This is a genomic window from Burkholderia sp. Bp9143 (assembly GCF_003853645.1).
Lineage (GTDB): Bacteria > Pseudomonadota > Gammaproteobacteria > Burkholderiales > Burkholderiaceae > Burkholderia.
In genome coordinates this window covers 96,112-109,917 of record NZ_QTPO01000027.1, presented here as the reverse complement: position 1 = coordinate 109,917, position 13,806 = coordinate 96,112, and the positions used below count along the sequence as shown (strand labels likewise).

At 67.1% G+C, this 13,806-nt stretch carries 14 protein-coding genes and 1 pseudogene; 10 read left to right on the top strand and 5 right to left on the bottom strand.

Annotated features, from left to right (window positions below; genetic code table 11):
- Nucleotides 1–246: pseudogene (locus DIE23_RS21200) on the top strand (type VI secretion system baseplate subunit TssE); the annotation flags it as partial.
- Nucleotides 247–523: 277 nt separating this feature from the next.
- On the opposite strand, the gene DIE23_RS21195 reads toward DIE23_RS21200, so the two are convergent.
- Together DIE23_RS21195 and DIE23_RS21190 are read right to left on the bottom strand one after the other, a co-directional pair.
- Entirely contained in the window at nt 524–1,141 is a 618-nt protein-coding gene (locus tag DIE23_RS21195) for a glutathione S-transferase family protein (protein WP_124613923.1), read from the bottom strand.
- 94 nt (nt 1,142–1,235) lie between these two features.
- Complete coding sequence (locus DIE23_RS21190) at nt 1,236–1,604, bottom strand: hypothetical protein (protein ID WP_124613922.1); 369 nt, start codon at nt 1,602–1,604, stop codon at nt 1,236–1,238.
- Nucleotides 1,605–1,686: 82 nt separating this feature from the next.
- On the opposite strand from DIE23_RS21190, the gene DIE23_RS21185 reads away from it, so the two are divergent.
- Entirely contained in the window at nt 1,687–2,154 is a 468-nt protein-coding gene (locus DIE23_RS21185) for a MarR family winged helix-turn-helix transcriptional regulator (RefSeq protein ID WP_124613921.1), read from the top strand.
- A gap of 258 nt (nt 2,155–2,412) precedes the next feature.
- On the opposite strand, the gene DIE23_RS21180 is transcribed toward DIE23_RS21185, so the two are convergent.
- The gene (locus DIE23_RS21180; protein WP_124613920.1) at nt 2,413–3,624 is read right to left on the bottom strand and encodes an MFS transporter; all 1,212 of its coding nucleotides are present in this window, start codon (nt 3,622–3,624) and stop codon (nt 2,413–2,415) included.
- Nucleotides 3,625–3,694: 70 nt separating this feature from the next.
- On the opposite strand from DIE23_RS21180, the gene DIE23_RS21175 reads away from it, so the two are divergent.
- The 5 genes from DIE23_RS21175 to DIE23_RS21155 all read left to right on the top strand — a co-directional run bounded on the left by DIE23_RS21175 (nt 3,695) and on the right by DIE23_RS21155 (nt 8,791).
- On the top strand, nt 3,695–4,750 hold the full coding sequence (locus tag DIE23_RS21175) for an AraC family transcriptional regulator (protein WP_124613919.1): 1,056 nt from the start codon (nt 3,695–3,697) through the stop codon (nt 4,748–4,750).
- 151 nt (nt 4,751–4,901) lie between these two features.
- On the top strand, nt 4,902–6,254 hold the full coding sequence (locus DIE23_RS21170) for an MFS transporter (protein WP_124613918.1): 1,353 nt from the start codon (nt 4,902–4,904) through the stop codon (nt 6,252–6,254).
- 26 nt (nt 6,255–6,280) lie between these two features.
- Entirely contained in the window at nt 6,281–6,928 is a 648-nt protein-coding gene (locus DIE23_RS21165) for an RraA family protein (protein WP_124613917.1), read from the top strand.
- A gap of 89 nt (nt 6,929–7,017) precedes the next feature.
- Complete coding sequence (locus DIE23_RS21160) at nt 7,018–7,812, top strand: class II aldolase/adducin family protein (protein WP_124613916.1); 795 nt, start codon at nt 7,018–7,020, stop codon at nt 7,810–7,812.
- Nucleotides 7,813–7,864: 52 nt separating this feature from the next.
- Nucleotides 7,865–8,791 carry a glyoxylate/hydroxypyruvate reductase A gene (locus DIE23_RS21155; protein WP_185646505.1) on the top strand — a complete coding sequence of 309 codons (927 nt, stop codon included), beginning with the start codon at nt 7,865–7,867 and terminating at the stop codon, nt 8,789–8,791.
- Between the two features lie 43 nt (nt 8,792–8,834).
- Here DIE23_RS21155 and DIE23_RS21150 read toward each other — a convergent pair whose 3' ends face one another.
- Nucleotides 8,835–9,797, bottom strand: coding sequence for a LysR family transcriptional regulator (locus tag DIE23_RS21150; protein ID WP_260436127.1), 963 nt, complete (start codon nt 9,795–9,797; stop codon nt 8,835–8,837).
- A 141-nt stretch (nt 9,798–9,938) separates the two neighbouring features.
- Here DIE23_RS21150 and DIE23_RS21145 point away from each other — a divergent pair, with 141 nt between their 5' ends.
- The 3 genes from DIE23_RS21145 (at nt 9,939) to DIE23_RS21135 (ending at nt 13,582) form a co-directional block, all read left to right on the top strand.
- Nucleotides 9,939–11,168, top strand: coding sequence for a Zn-dependent hydrolase (locus DIE23_RS21145; protein ID WP_124613913.1), 1,230 nt, complete (start codon nt 9,939–9,941; stop codon nt 11,166–11,168).
- Nucleotides 11,169–11,209: 41 nt separating this feature from the next.
- Nucleotides 11,210–12,145 (top strand): CoA ester lyase, encoded by a 936-nt coding sequence (locus DIE23_RS21140; RefSeq protein WP_124613912.1) that lies wholly within the window; start codon nt 11,210–11,212, stop codon nt 12,143–12,145.
- Nucleotides 12,146–12,262: 117 nt separating this feature from the next.
- The gene (locus DIE23_RS21135; protein ID WP_124613911.1) at nt 12,263–13,582 is read left to right on the top strand and encodes an MFS transporter; all 1,320 of its coding nucleotides are present in this window, start codon (nt 12,263–12,265) and stop codon (nt 13,580–13,582) included.
- 44 nt (nt 13,583–13,626) lie between these two features.
- Here the strand turns inward: DIE23_RS21135 and DIE23_RS39630 are convergent, their stop codons facing one another.
- A complete protein-coding gene (locus tag DIE23_RS39630; protein WP_185646504.1) occupies nt 13,627–13,794 on the bottom strand; it encodes a hypothetical protein in 168 nt (55 codons plus the stop codon).
- Between the last annotated feature and the right edge of the window lie 12 nt (nt 13,795–13,806).

The window sequence follows — 13,806 nt, the reverse complement described above, 5'->3', positions numbered from 1 at the left end:
AACATCTACAAGGCGCTGCCGGCGTCCGCGCACCTGCTCAAGGAACAGATGGAAGCGACGCTGCTGAAGTACGAGCCGCGCATCCGCGCGATCGACGTCGAGATTCTCAAGAACGACGATCCCGGCGTGCTGGTTAGTTTCGAGATGACGTGCCACCTGAAGAAGACCGGACTCGTGCGCTTCGGCACGTACTTCGAGCCGCCCGGCCGCATGCGGGTAAAGCGACGGATTCCGGAGCACAGCTGATTCGCCGAGCCGCTCGTCGAGCACGAACGACATGATCGACAGATCCTGCGCCGCAGGTGCGCCGAGCACCTCAGGGAAATACGACTGACGACCGGTTATCCATTGCGTGAGCGCGCGTTGCGTATCTCGTTCTCGGGCCATGCTTCTCTCTCAGCAACCGTCATTTTTCTCGGAAGCTGAAGAAATAAAGGATGGTCAGATTCACGTCCAGCGAATGGCAACGGTCTGCAACAATGTTCGTGGTCGATCGCACCCGCCGGCACGACCGACCACCGCATCACGCCGCCTTCCTCGCCTCCGCGATCCGCTGTGGCGCCTTCGGCCGCGCATAGAGCCGCTCGAGATACGCCTGCAGTTGCGGGAACGGTTCGATCAGATGGCACTCGCTCGCCCAGTCGATCAGATACGCCGTCACGCAATCGGCCACCGTCAGCGTGTCGCCAACGATGAATTCACGCCCTTCGAGATGCTTGTCGAGGATCGCGGCCATCGCCTTGAAATCCTCGCGCGCGAGTTCGATATCGGCCGGCAGCCGCTTCTCCGGCGGATAGAGGAACGTATGCCGCGTAATGCGCCACAGCGGCTGCTCGAGTTCCGTCACCGCGAACATGACCCATCGATAGGCCTGCGCACGCAGCGCCGGATCGGTGGGCAACAGCGCCTTCTCCGGGTACTTGTCCGCGAGATACAGCACGATCGCGGCCGACTCGGGAATCACGAGGTCGCCGTCGACCAGCACGGGCACCTTGCCGGCCGGATTGAGGCGCAGGAATTCGGGCCGCTTGTGCTCGCCCGCCAGCAGGTTGACCGACACGAACTCGAAATCCGCATCCAGTTCCTTGAGCCCCCAGAGCGCGCGTTGCGAACGCGTGCCCGCGAATCCGTAAAGCTTCATCGCAATGTCTCCATCGAAAATGTCGGGGAAGATCTCCGCGCGCAGGCAACCGCCCATCGACCTCGACGACCGCGCGCGCAGCGCCTGCCATTGCTCACATGCCGGGCACGGCCAGCACCGGCATCACGTCGATCGCGTCGCCCGGAAACAGCGTGAAATGCGGATGGCCTTCGAACAGCGCGGCGGCCGCGTCGTGCGATGCGGCCCGCACGACGGTGAAGCCGCTCATCGCATTGGCGGTATCCGTGACGCCGCCCTTGCCGATGGTCTTGGTCTTGCCGAGCGGCCCGCCGGGCTCGACGATCGCATCGCGATGTCGGTCGACCCACGCATGCCACGCGGCGATCCCTTCCCGCTCCCGCGTGCGCCGCTCCTCCTCCGGTAGCGCCATCCACGCCTTCATGCCCGGGCTATCCTTGCTGCCGAGGAATACCGCGAGATACAACTGCTGTTGCGCACTCATGCTTCCTCCGTCCGGTGGCGGGAACGGCGGGCTGCCGCTCCTCGCCCTTGACAAGATAGGTTGATATCAACACAATTGCAACATGGCACGCAAAGAAAAGCTTCCTTTCGAAACGACGCTGATGGTGCGCGATTGCTGCCTGTGCCTGCACATGCAGCGCGCGGCGCGCAATCTCGCGCGCATCTTCGACGATGCGCTGCGTCCGCTGGATCTCACCAACGGCCAGTTCTCGCTGTTGATGTCGCTGAACCGGCCAAAGCCGGCCACGATGAAATCGGTCGCGTCGCTGCTCGCGATGGACCGCACCACGCTGACCGCCGCGCTCAAGCCGCTCGAGCGGCGCGGGCTGGTGACGATCGTGCAGGATCCGGACGACAAGCGCAGCCGCCTGCTCGAACTCACGCCGGCCGGTCATCAACTGCTGGCCGAAGCGTTCCCGCTCTGGCAGCAAACGCATGCCGAGATCGAACGGCCGTTCGCGGCAGGAGAAGTCGATGTGTTGCGCGGCCAGTTGCGCGCGCTGTCGGAGGATCCAGCCACGCGCGGCTGAAGCGGCACGCTCTGCGAGTTCCGTCAGCCGGTGGCGCGCATCAGTCACGGGCCGTACCCTTTTGCCTGCGGGCGACGAAGGCGCTCGCGGTGATGAAGCAAGGCGGCTGACCGCCCGATGAAAGCCGCATGAAGCACGACGCGGGCACATCGCATGATGCAACGTGCCCGCGCCGGTCATTTCATCAGGACACCTCGGGTTTTCGACGGACCAGGCAGCGGGCCGATCCACGCCCGCGTCGATCGGTCCGCACGCCCATCACTCCGCCAGCGCCGGCGCCACGCCGACCCGCTTCGGCACCCCGGTCACGATCGTCGCAACCGCGACGGCCAGCACCGCGGCCGCCCCGAGGAACACGCCGCCCGCGCCGTTCGCGTCGAACACGACGCCGCCTGCCGCCGCGCCCGTCGCGATCGCGAGCTGGATCGCCGCGACGATCAGCCCGCCCGCGCTCTCGGCTTCATCGGGCACGGTGCGCGTGACCCACGTCGACCAGGCGACCGGCACGCCGCCGAACGCCATCCCCCACAACGCGACGAGCACCGCGTCGATCATCGGCGCGCGGCCGAGCGCGACGAGCGCGATGCCGAGCACGACCATCAGCGCCGGCATCCCGATCAGCATCGGCCGCAGCCGGTGCTCGAGCACGCGGCCCGCGAGCGACGTGCCGACGAAATTCGCGATCCCGTAGCCGAGCAGGATCGCCGACAGCCCGTTCACGCCGACGCCGGCAACCTGTTCGAGGAATGGGCGCAGATACGTGAAGAACGCGAAATGCCCGGTGAACACGAGGATCGTCGCGAACATCCCGAGGCCGACGGTCGGCCGGCGCAGCACGTCGACGAGCGTGCGCAGCCGCGTCGTGCCGCTCGGCGGCATCGACGGCAGCGTCATGACCTGCGACACGAACGCGATGCCGCCGAGCCCGGCCGCGATCAGGAACACGTTGCGCCAGCCGATCAGGTGCCCGAAGTAGCTGCCCATTGGCGCGGACGCGATCGTCGCGACCGCCACGCCGCTGAAGATGATCGACAGCGCGCGCGGCACCATCGCGGTCGGCACGAGCCGCATCGCGGTGGCCGTCGCCATCGTCCAGAAGCCGCCGAGCGCGACGCCGAGCACGACGCGGCCGATCAGCAGCGTCGCCAGGTTGGGCGCGAACGCGACCGCGAGATTCGACGCGACGAGCAGCAGGGAGAACGCGAGCAGCACGCGCCGGCGGTCGATCGTGCGTGTCAGCGCCGAAATCAGGAGGCTCGTGACGAGCGCGACCGTCGCGGTGGCCGTGACGGCCTGGCCGGCCACGCCTTCGGTCACGCCGAGGCTGTCGGCCATCGGCGTGAGCAGGCTCGCGGGCAGGAATTCGGCGGTGACGAGACCGAACACGCCGAGCGTCATCGCGAACACGGCACCCCAGGCCGGCTCGCGGGGAGCCGCCGTGGTGGCGGCAGAGGAGATTCCGGGATTCATGCGTGGTTCCGAGTCGTATAGGGAAAGTACTGATGACGGCGTATCGTAAGGAACGACGACAGGACGGTCTATGACATACAATCCGTTCTTGTTGATCGATCGTCCGAATCTCGCTATGTCCGATCCTCTACTTCCTCCCGTGTCCGACGTGCACGACCTCGTCAGCGAGCTGCTGCTGGGCATGCGCCTGAGCGGCGTGCAGTACCGCCGGATCCAGGTGCCGCGGCCGTTCGGGCTGAGCTTCGGCCATGCGCCGGGCCGCGCGCAGTTCCATTTCGTCGGGCGCGGGCCCGTGCTGCTGCGCGACGCGGACGGCACGACGGTGCGACTCGAGGCCGGCGACGCGATCCTGCTGCCGCACGGCCGCACGCATGCGCTGGTGTCCGATCCGGATGCGCCGTGCCGCGAGATTGGCGGGTTCGAGGTCGCGAAGATTTGCGACACGGTCGCGTCGGTGGGCGCGACGTCGTGCGCCGCGACGGAGCCGGCCGCCGGCGATGCGCTGATCTTCAGCGCGTGCATGGAGCTCGATCTCGGCGGCATGCAGCCGCTCGTCGGGACGATGCCGGAATTCATGCACGTCGACACGCTGCTCGCGCGCTACCCGGAAATCCGCCCGATGCTCGACGCGATGGAGCGCGAATCGTGCTCCGAACGCGCGGGCTTCGCGGGCATCCTCGCGCGGCTCGCGGACGTGGTCGCTGCGTTCATCGTGCGCGGCTGGGTCGAGTGCGGATGCGGCGACGCGACCGGCTGGGTGCAGGCGCTGCGCGAACCGAAGCTCGGCCGCGCGATCGTCGCGCTGCATCGCGATCCGGGGCGCAACTGGAGCGTTGCGGAACTGGCCGCCGAAGCGGGCGTGTCGCGCTCGGTGTTCGCCGAGCGCTTTCTCGCGGCGACCGGGATGACGCCGGTGCGCTACCTGACCGAGCTGCGGATGCGGCTCGCCGCGCAGTGGATCGCACGCGACCGCGAGACGATCGAGGCCGTTGCATACCGGCTCGGCTACGGGTCACTCGCGGCGTTCAGCCGCGCGTTCAAGCGCGTGGTCGGGCGGCCGCCGGGGGCGGTGCGCGTCAACGGTGACGGTCACGGCAACACCGATGACAGCGCCGAGGCGCGCTAGCCACCGCCCAGCCCATCATCAACGTCACTAATACAAACAATCAGAAAACGCACTTTTACTTATTGTTTTTGGCTTCCGATAAAGGCGCATCTGCCGTGCTCAACGCGCGGCCCGTCATCTCAACGCTGACCGCCCCACCCCGGAGAACGCCATGGCCACGGTTCGTCCCGCCGCCTCATCCCCCGCGCTTCATGCAACCCCCAACGACCTGAAGCACATCGCCGTCGCGAGCGTGATCGGCACGACGGTCGAATGGTATGACCTGTTCGTGTTCGCCACCGCGTCCGCGCTCGTCTTCAACAAAGTGTTCTTTCCGAGCTTCGTGCCGCTCGTCGGCACGCTGCTCGCGTTCGGCACCTTTGCATCCGCATATCTCGCGCGCATCGTCGGCGCCGCGCTGTTCGGCCATTTCGGCGACCGGCTCGGACGCAAGTCGATGCTGCTGGTGTCGCTGGTCCTGATGGGCTGCGCGACGTTCGCGATCGGCCTGTTGCCGAGCTACGGCGCGATCGGCATCTGGGCGCCCGTGTTGCTGCTCACGCTGCGCATCGTCCAGGGGCTCGCGCTCGGTGGCGAATGGGGCGGCGCGGTACTGATGGCGGTCGAGCATGCGCCTGCCGGCAAGCGCGGCCTGTTCGGCTCGTGGGTGCAGATCGGCGTGCCCGCCGGCACGCTGATCGCCAACCTCGCGTTCCTCGTCAGCAGCGCGATGCTGACGCCCGAGTCGCTGCTCGCGTGGGGCTGGCGCATTCCGTTCCTCGCAAGCGCGCTGCTCGTCGGCGTCGGCCTGTATATCCGCTTGAACACGACCGAAACGCCGACCTTCGCGAAAGTCAAGGAAGCTGCCGCACAAGTGAAGCTGCCGATTGCCGCGGTGCTTGGCCGCTACGGCAAGCAGGTCGTGCTCGGCGGCGTCGCGACGATGTCGACCGGCACCGCGTTCAACCTGATGGTCGCGTTCGGGCTCACCTACGGCACCCAGACGCTCGGCTACTCGCGCGGTGCGATGCTGTCGATCGTGTTGATCGCCTGCGCACTCTGCATCGTGATGCTGCCGCTGTTCGGCCGCCTGTCGGACCGCATCGGCCGCAAGCCCGTCATCATCGGCGGCATTCTCGCCGAGGCGCTGTTTGCATTCCCGATGTTCTGGCTGCTCGACAGCCGCGAATTCTCGTTCGCGCTCGCCGGCTACCTGCTGATGATGACCGCGTTCGCGGCAAACTACGGGCCGATCGCGACCTTCCTCGCGGAACTGTTCGGCACCGAAGTGCGTTACTCGGGGCTGTCGGTCAGCTACATGCTGTCGGGCCTGCTCGGCAGTGCGGCCACGCCGATCGTGACGACCGCCCTGCTGTCCGCGACCGGGCGCGGCTCGTCGGTCGCATGGTACATGGTTGCGTCCGCACTGGTTTCGGCACTCGCACTCCTGCTGCTCACCGAAACGTTGAAACGCGATTTGTCTACGAACGCGCATCGCGACGAACCCGTCGTTGGACGCGCATGATGCCGGCCGATCGAACGGTGAATTCCATGACACGTTCCTTCGATCCCGCACTCGCTCGGCAACTGCGCAACGTGAGTCTCCCGACGCTTGGCCATTTTCTCGAAACCGGTTTCGCACCGCCCGTGCTGCATGCGCTCGTTCCCGACGTGAAGCTGGTGGGCCGCGCGGTCACCCTGCAACTGCGCAGCCCCGACGCGATCGCGGTCAATCGCTCGCTGGCGCGGCTCACGGCGGGGGATGTACTCGTGATCGACATGCAGGGCGATCACATGCATGCGTGTGTCGGCGCAGTCACGGCGACGGCCGCGCAATGTACGGGCGCGGCCGGCATCGTCGTCGACGGCGTCGTAACCGATCTGCGCGAACTTCGGGAGATCGGTCTACCCGTCTTCGCTCGCGGCACGAGCGCACTGACCACCAAGCGCCTCGACGACGGCGCAAGTGCGTTCGGCGTGCCCGTCCAGTGCGGCGGCGTGACGGTCGCGCCGGGCTCGATCGTCGTGGCCGACGACAACGGCGTGCTGTTTGCCGATGCATCGACACTCGCTGCCGTCATCGATGCCGCGCTCGCATCGGACCGCGCGGAGCCGGCCCTGCTCGCCCGCCTGCGGGCCGGCGACCCGGTATCCGACGTGCTGTCCGTCACCGCGCCCTACGAGCATTCGCCGCGCTAATGATCCGCATTAGCACAATGAAATTGACGGGCTGCCCCACGCGGGCGAACACTACCCCGCCATCAATGCCTGAACATGGAGAGACACCGATGCGATCCCTCGAAGACGCACGCCTGCCGGCCGGCACGCACGACTGCCCGCCCGACGAGTGGGCGATCCGCACCGACCTTGCGGCGCTGTACCGCCTCGTCGCCCATTTCCGCATGACGGACATGATCGACACGCACATCTCGGCACGCCTGCCCGGCGACACGCCGACCTTCCTGATCAACCGCTACGGCGTGCTGTTCCACGAAATGCGCGCGTCCGATCTCGTGAAGATCGATGCGCACGGCAACGTGATCGACCCGCGCGCAGCCAGCGAGCCCGCCCGATTTCGCGTCAACGCAGCGGGCTTCACGATCCACTCCGCAGTCCACGCCGCGCGGGACGACCTGCACTTCGTCGTGCACACGCATACCGCCGCGGGCATCGCCGTCTCCGCGCAGGAACACGGCCTGCTGCCGATCAGCCAGCATGCGCTGAAGTTCTACGAGAAGCTCGGCTACCACGACTACGAGGGCATTGCCCTCGACCTCGCCGAACGCGAGCGGCTGGTGCGCGACCTCGGGACGCACAAGGCGATGATCCTGCGCAACCACGGCCTGCTCGCGGGCGGCGCCACGGCTGCCGAGGCATTCCACGAAATCTACTTCCTCGAACGTGCCTGCCAGGCGCAGGTGCAGGCGCTGGCCGGTGGCGCGAAACTGATCGTGCCGCCCGCCGACGTCTGCCGGCGCACGGCCGCGCAATTCACGCGCGACGAATCGGCCGATATCGCCGACACCGCGTGGCGCGCGGCACTCCGCCTGATCGACGATCCCGCGTCCGACTACCGCTGCTGAAACCCCTTCCTCATGCGCCGGCCACCCAGGCCGGCCTCAGCCACCGATTCCGATGACTACAATCGCACTCCTTAGCAAAAGCTACGACATGTCGCATCTCGTCGCATCGATCCGGCGTGCCGCGCCGGCCTTCAACGTCGTGATGCACGGCGAGCCGGGCGCCGCCGATGCGGAAATCGCCGCGTGCTGGGATCCGCCGCACGGCGCGCTCGCCGCGATGCCGAACCTGCGCCTCGTCCACAGCATCGCGGCCGGCGTCGACAACATCCTCGCCGATCCCGCATTGCCGGCGCTGCCACTGTGCCGCGTCGTCGATCCGCAGCATGCGCGCGGCATGAGCGAATTCGTCACATGGGGCGTGCTGCATTTCCACCGCCGGCTCGACCTTGCCATGCGCAACCAGCAGGCGGCACGCTGGTTGCGCCCGGAGCAAGCGCATCCGTCGCAATGCACGGTCGGCATCATGGGGCTCGGCGAGATCGGCGGCCGTGTCGCCGTCGATCTCCAGCAACGCGGTTATGCGGTGCGCGGCTGGGCACGCCAGCCGCGCGCGCTGCCGGGCGTCGAACTGTTTGAACACGACGACGGTCTGCAGGCGTTCCTCGCCAGCACCGACATCCTCGTGTGCCTGCTGCCGCTGACCGACGAAACGCGCGGCATCCTGAATGCGTCGACGTTCAACCGGCTGAAGCCGGGTGCGAAACTGATCCACGTCGGACGCGGCGAACATCTCGTCGTCGCCGATCTCGTCGCGGCACTCGAAGGCGGCCAACTCGGCGGCGCACTCGTCGACGTGTTCCCGGTCGAGCCGCTGCCCGCCGACGATCCGCTCTGGCAAGCACCGAACCTGATCGTCACGCCACACATGGCGTCGGTCGCCAGCTCCGACACGATCGGCCAGCAGGTTGCGCAGAACGTGCAGCGGCTGCTGGACGGCGAGCCATTGCTCAACGTGGTGGATGTCGCACGCGGCTACTGACCAGCGGCGGCCACCGTGCACATTCGCGTTACGGCTGTCCGGATCACGGCACGGCCGGTGCGTCGGGGGCTTCCTCACGGTCGAGGAACGCATTCAGCGCGTCGACGAACGCCGACTCGGCCACATTGAGCTTGCGGTCCTGCGACCACAGGAAATAGATGTCGACGTCGGCCACGCCTTCGTCGGGCGGCAAACGCCAGAAACGTCCGTGCTCGATATCGTCCCGGACGATGTGCTCGGGCAGGCAACCGATCCCGAGCCCCGCGAAGATGAAGCGCTTGACCTCGGCCATGCTCGACGACGACGCGAGCACGCGCCCGGTAAAACCCATCTCGTCGCGAAAGATCGTCAGCGGAGACATGTGGTCACCGACCTTGTCGCCGGTAAACGACACGAACGGAAGGCCGGCCAGGTCGGCCGCGCGCAGATCGTCGCGTCCGAACAGCGGGTGATGACGCCCGCAGAACAGCGCGTAGTGCTGGCGCAGGAACACGCGGGCGTCGATGCGCTTCGGCAACGCCCGCCGCGGCGTCAGCCCGAGCGTCAGCGCCCTCTGTTGCAGGCTGTTGACGACGTCGGCGCTGCGCATCACCTGGCTTTCGAATTCGATGCGCGGATAGGTCCGATGAAATTCGGCAAGGAAATCGTCGTACGCGGGAAAGTCGATGCCGCTGACGATCCCGATGCGCACGGTGCCCGAGATGTCGTGATCGCGGTCGACGTCGGCAAGCGACAGGCGCGAGATCGTGCCGTAGATGTCCTCGGCGATCTGCTGCACCTCGATGCCCGCCTGCGTGACCTCGATACGCGGCCCGTGGCGATCGACGAGGCGCAGGCCGAGCTGCTCCTCGAGCCGCCGCAGCGCCTGGCTCACGGCCGGTTGCGTGAGGTGCAGGCGCATCGCCGCGCGGCTCACGCTCTTTTCCCGCGCGATCGCCAGGAAGGTCCGCAGCAGGTTCCAGTCGAGGCGGTCGTTCAGGTAGGTGTCGGGACGATCTTTGCTCATCGCGGGTCTCATGGTCTCATCATTCGTGAAAATTATACTCAGGATAACGATTAAAAATTGGACTAATTGTTTTTGATTTTCGATAAATACGACACGATGAACTCCGGCCGTTCGACGGCCGACCGATCAGGAACCTGGACGATGCTGAAAATCAATGCAGAGCGGCTCTGGCAGAGCCTCATGGACATGGCGCAGGTGGGTGCGACCGCGAAGGGCGGCGTGCGGCGTCTCGCGCTGACGCGGGAAGACGCGGCCGGCCGGGCGCTGTTCGAGACGTGGTGCCGGGAAGCAGGGCTCGTGCTGTCCGTCGATCGCGTCGGCAACCTGTTCGCGCGACGGGCGGGCCGGCAATCCGCTGCCGCGCCCGTCGCAAGCGGCAGCCACCTCGACACCCAGCCGGAGGGCGGGCGCTTCGACGGTGTCTATGGCGTACTCGCCGCGCTCGAAGTCGTGCGGACGCTGAACGACGCGGGAATCGACACGGAACGACCGATCGAGATCGTCGTATGGACCAACGAAGAAGGCGCGCGGTTCACGCCGGCGATGCTCGGCTCCGCCGCGTTCACCGGCGTGATGCCGCTCGACGCGGCACTTGCGTCGCGCGACGCGGCCGGCGAAAGCGTCGACGATGCGCTCCGCGCGAGCGGCTATGCAGGCGAGCGTGCCGTGCCCGGCGACGTGTTCGACGCCTATTTCGAAGCGCATATCGAACAGGGGCCGGTGCTCGAGGAAGCAGGCGTACCGATCGGTGTCGTCACGGGCGGCCAGGCAATCCGCTGGCTCGACGTGCGCGTCGCGGGACAGGCCGCGCATGCCGGCACGACACCGATGCAGTACCGGAAAGACGCGCTGTTTGCCGCCGCCGACATGGCGGCCGAACTCGAGGCGATCGCTGCCGATTACTTTCCGCAGGGCCTGACGACGATCGGCGAATGGCAGATCCGGAATGCGTCGCGCAACACGATCGCGGGCGACATCGCGTTCACGGTCGACCTGCGTCATCCGGACGACGAGACGATCGCCGACATGGAAGCCGCCGTGCACGCGCGTTTCGGCACGGTGGCCGCACGCCGCGGCGTGACGGTCGAGATCGGGCAGCACTGGGTCAGTCCGGCGACGCCGTTCGATCCGGCCTGCGTCGACGCCGTTCAGCACGCGGTCGACGCGCTCGACTACCCGAACCAGCGAATCATCAGCGGCGCCGGACACGACGCGATCCATCTCGCGAAGTACTGCCCGACCGCAATGGTGTTCATTCCGTGCGTTGCCGGGTTGAGCCACAACGAAGCCGAGGACGCACTGCCGGCCGACGTCGCGCGCGGCACGGACGTGCTGTTGCACGCGATGCTTGCCCGCGCCGGGCACGCATGACCGGTGCCGCCCGCTTCCTTCCCCCGCAATCGCTCCCGACCATGACACGCTACCCTCATCGACCGCTCGCCGCGCTGCGCCGCGTCTGGCTTTTCGTGCCCGGCGCCGACACGTCGGCCCACGCCGTCGCACTCGGTACGTCTGCCGACGCAATCGTCGCCGACCTGGAAGAAATGACCATGCCCGACGACCGGCCGGCCGCACACCGGCATATCACCGCGCTGCTCGCCGACGCGGCCGCCCGCGGCGCGCTCGGCGCGGTACGGATCAACAAGCTGGAGCAAGACGGCCACGACGATCTCGCCGGCGTGATGCCGGGCCGGCCCGCCGCGATCTTCCTGCCTCATGCGGAAACCCCGCTGCAACTCGCGCGGCTGGCCGATGCGCTGACGGCGCTTGAAGCGCATCACAGCATCCCGGAGGGATCGACGGAAATCGTGCCGACGATCGAATCGGCGTATGGACTGGTACACCTCGGCGCGATGCTTGGCGCGAGCCCGCGTATCCGCCATGCCATGCTGGCGACCGAGGATCTCGCGGCCAGCCTGGGTGCACGCCGCTCGCGCGACGGGCGCGAACTGCTGCACGCACGCAGCCGGTTCCTGATCGAGTGCATCGCCGCCGGCTGCACACCGATCGACCTGCCCTGCACCTACCGTGCGCCGGACGCACTCGCGCTCGACCTCGATACGTCGACGCAGCTCGGGTTCCAGTCGAAATGCGCCGTGTTCGCCGAGCACGTCGACGCGATCAACCGGGCACTGACGCCCGGCGACGCGGATGCGGACGCAGCGCGCGCCTTGCTCGACGCCGATCGCGCGCAAGCCGCATCCGGCAACGGCGCCATGCGCGACAGGATCGACGCGCCGGACGCAAACAACGCGCGCCGCCTGCTGGCGCGCCATGCAGCGTGCCAGCGGGCGGTCGACGTGCATGCCAGCGGGTCGAGCATAAGCACCACTAATGCTGGCGATTAAGAAACAGAATTTTACGCACGCATATCGGCGACGGATAAACCACGCAGCAGCCCCGCGACACCGCAGGCGGTGCATTGCCGCGGCCGAACGCCCCCAGGACGAACGATAGGACAGCCCATGTCTCAACCCACCCCCACCACGCATCAACCCGTGCGCGCCGCCACCGCCGCGTTCATCGGCACTGCCGTCGAGTTCTACGACTACTACACGTATGCGACCGCCGCGGCGCTCGTGCTCGGCGAGGTGTTCTTTCCAAGCAGCAACCATTTCCTGAGCACGATGGCGTCGTTCGGCACCTTTTTCGTCGGCTTCGTCGCGCGACCGCTGAGCGGCGCGGTGTTCGGCCATCTCGGCGACCGCATCGGCCGCAAGAAGATGCTCGTGCTGACGATGTTCCTGATGGGTATCGCGACGACCGGCATCGGCCTGCTGCCGGGCTACGCGACGATCGGCATCTGGGCGCCGATCCTGCTGGTCCTGCTGCGGATCCTCCAGGGCATCGCGGTCGGCGGCGAATGGGGCGGCGCCGTCTTGATGGCCAGCGAACATGCGCCGGCCGGCCGCAAGACGTTCTTCGCATCGTTCCCGCAAATGGGCAGCCCGGCCGGGTTGATTCTGTCGTTGATCTCGTTCCGGCTCGTCACGACGCTCGATCACGAGAGCTTCGTCAGCTGGGGCTGGCGCCTGCCCTTTCTCGCGAGCTTCGTGCTGCTCCTCTTCGGGATGGCCATCCGCCTCGGTGTGAAGGAATCACCCGAATTCGAACGCGTGCGCGATACCAATGCAGTGGCGAAGTATCCGGTCGCCGAGGTACTGCGCACTGCCTGGGTGCCGATCCTGCTGGCGGCCGCGGCCACGACGATCGGCTCGGCAGGCTTCTTCTTCACGAACACGTTCATGATTTCGTACGTGACGACCTACCTCGGCATGTCCAAGTCGTTCATCCTCGATTGCCTGTTCGTCGTCACGGTCATCCAGCTGCTGTCTCAGCCCGTCTCCGCGCTGCTCGCGCAACGATTCGGCGAGACCCGCTTCCTGACCTGCGCGGCACTGCTGTCGATGGCGACGCCCTATCCAATGTTCCTGCTCGTCCAGACGCAGAACCCCGTCGCGATCGTCGCCGGTATCTCGTTCGCGGTCGTCACCCTGTCGGCGATATACGCGGTCATCGCCGGCTTCATGACGCCGGCCTTTCCGACACGCGTGCGCTACTCCGGCATTTCGATCGCCTACCAGCTGTGCGCGATGATCGCCGGCGGCACCACGCCGATGATCGGCACGCTGCTCGCCCAGCAGTTCCGCGGGCAATGGCTGCCGCTTGCGGCGTTCTTCACGCTGCTGTCGTTCGTCTCGCTCGTCGGCATCGTCGGGCTCGGGCGGTACTGCCGGCGTCAGCGGGCCACGCTCCGCGGAGCGCTGGCGACAACGCCGCAATAACGCACTGGCGAGCAACGTCCGCGCGGCGCATCGACCTCGCCGGCTCAGCCGCTACGCGCGTCGAGCTGGTCCATCAGCGCCGTCGCGCACTCCACGGCCAGCGCGGCGCACTGTTGCGCATCCACCGGCGCGCCGCTCATCACCGCGCCCTGCACGATCCTGCCCAGCAATTCCTTCGACAGGTCGGCGATCTCGTATTCCCGTTCCGTCATGTTCCTCTCCTG

Excerpts from the sequence above, each read along its gene's own strand:
- DIE23_RS39630 (WP_185646504.1), bottom strand. The coding sequence starts at position 13,794 with ATGACGGAACGGGAATACGAGATCGCCGACCTGTCGAAGGAATTGCTG.
- DIE23_RS21155 (WP_185646505.1), top strand. The coding sequence starts at position 7,865 with ATGACTACAATCGCACTCCTTAGCAAAAGCTACGACATGTCGCATCTC.
- DIE23_RS21190 (WP_124613922.1), bottom strand. The coding sequence starts at position 1,604 with ATGAGTGCGCAACAGCAGTTGTATCTCGCGGTATTCCTCGGCAGCAAG.
- DIE23_RS21165 (WP_124613917.1), top strand. The coding sequence starts at position 6,281 with ATGACACGTTCCTTCGATCCCGCACTCGCTCGGCAACTGCGCAACGTG.
- DIE23_RS21150 (WP_260436127.1), bottom strand. The coding sequence starts at position 9,797 with ATGAGCAAAGATCGTCCCGACACCTACCTGAACGACCGCCTCGACTGG.
- DIE23_RS21145 (WP_124613913.1), top strand. The coding sequence starts at position 9,939 with ATGCTGAAAATCAATGCAGAGCGGCTCTGGCAGAGCCTCATGGACATG.
- DIE23_RS21180 (WP_124613920.1), bottom strand. The coding sequence starts at position 3,624 with ATGAATCCCGGAATCTCCTCTGCCGCCACCACGGCGGCTCCCCGCGAG.
- DIE23_RS21140 (WP_124613912.1), top strand. The coding sequence starts at position 11,210 with ATGACACGCTACCCTCATCGACCGCTCGCCGCGCTGCGCCGCGTCTGG.
- DIE23_RS21135 (WP_124613911.1), top strand. The coding sequence starts at position 12,263 with ATGTCTCAACCCACCCCCACCACGCATCAACCCGTGCGCGCCGCCACC.
- DIE23_RS21170 (WP_124613918.1), top strand. The coding sequence starts at position 4,902 with ATGGCCACGGTTCGTCCCGCCGCCTCATCCCCCGCGCTTCATGCAACC.
- DIE23_RS21160 (WP_124613916.1), top strand. The coding sequence starts at position 7,018 with ATGCGATCCCTCGAAGACGCACGCCTGCCGGCCGGCACGCACGACTGC.
- DIE23_RS21185 (WP_124613921.1), top strand. The coding sequence starts at position 1,687 with ATGGCACGCAAAGAAAAGCTTCCTTTCGAAACGACGCTGATGGTGCGC.
- DIE23_RS21175 (WP_124613919.1), top strand. The coding sequence starts at position 3,695 with ATGACATACAATCCGTTCTTGTTGATCGATCGTCCGAATCTCGCTATG.
- DIE23_RS21195 (WP_124613923.1), bottom strand. The coding sequence starts at position 1,141 with ATGAAGCTTTACGGATTCGCGGGCACGCGTTCGCAACGCGCGCTCTGG.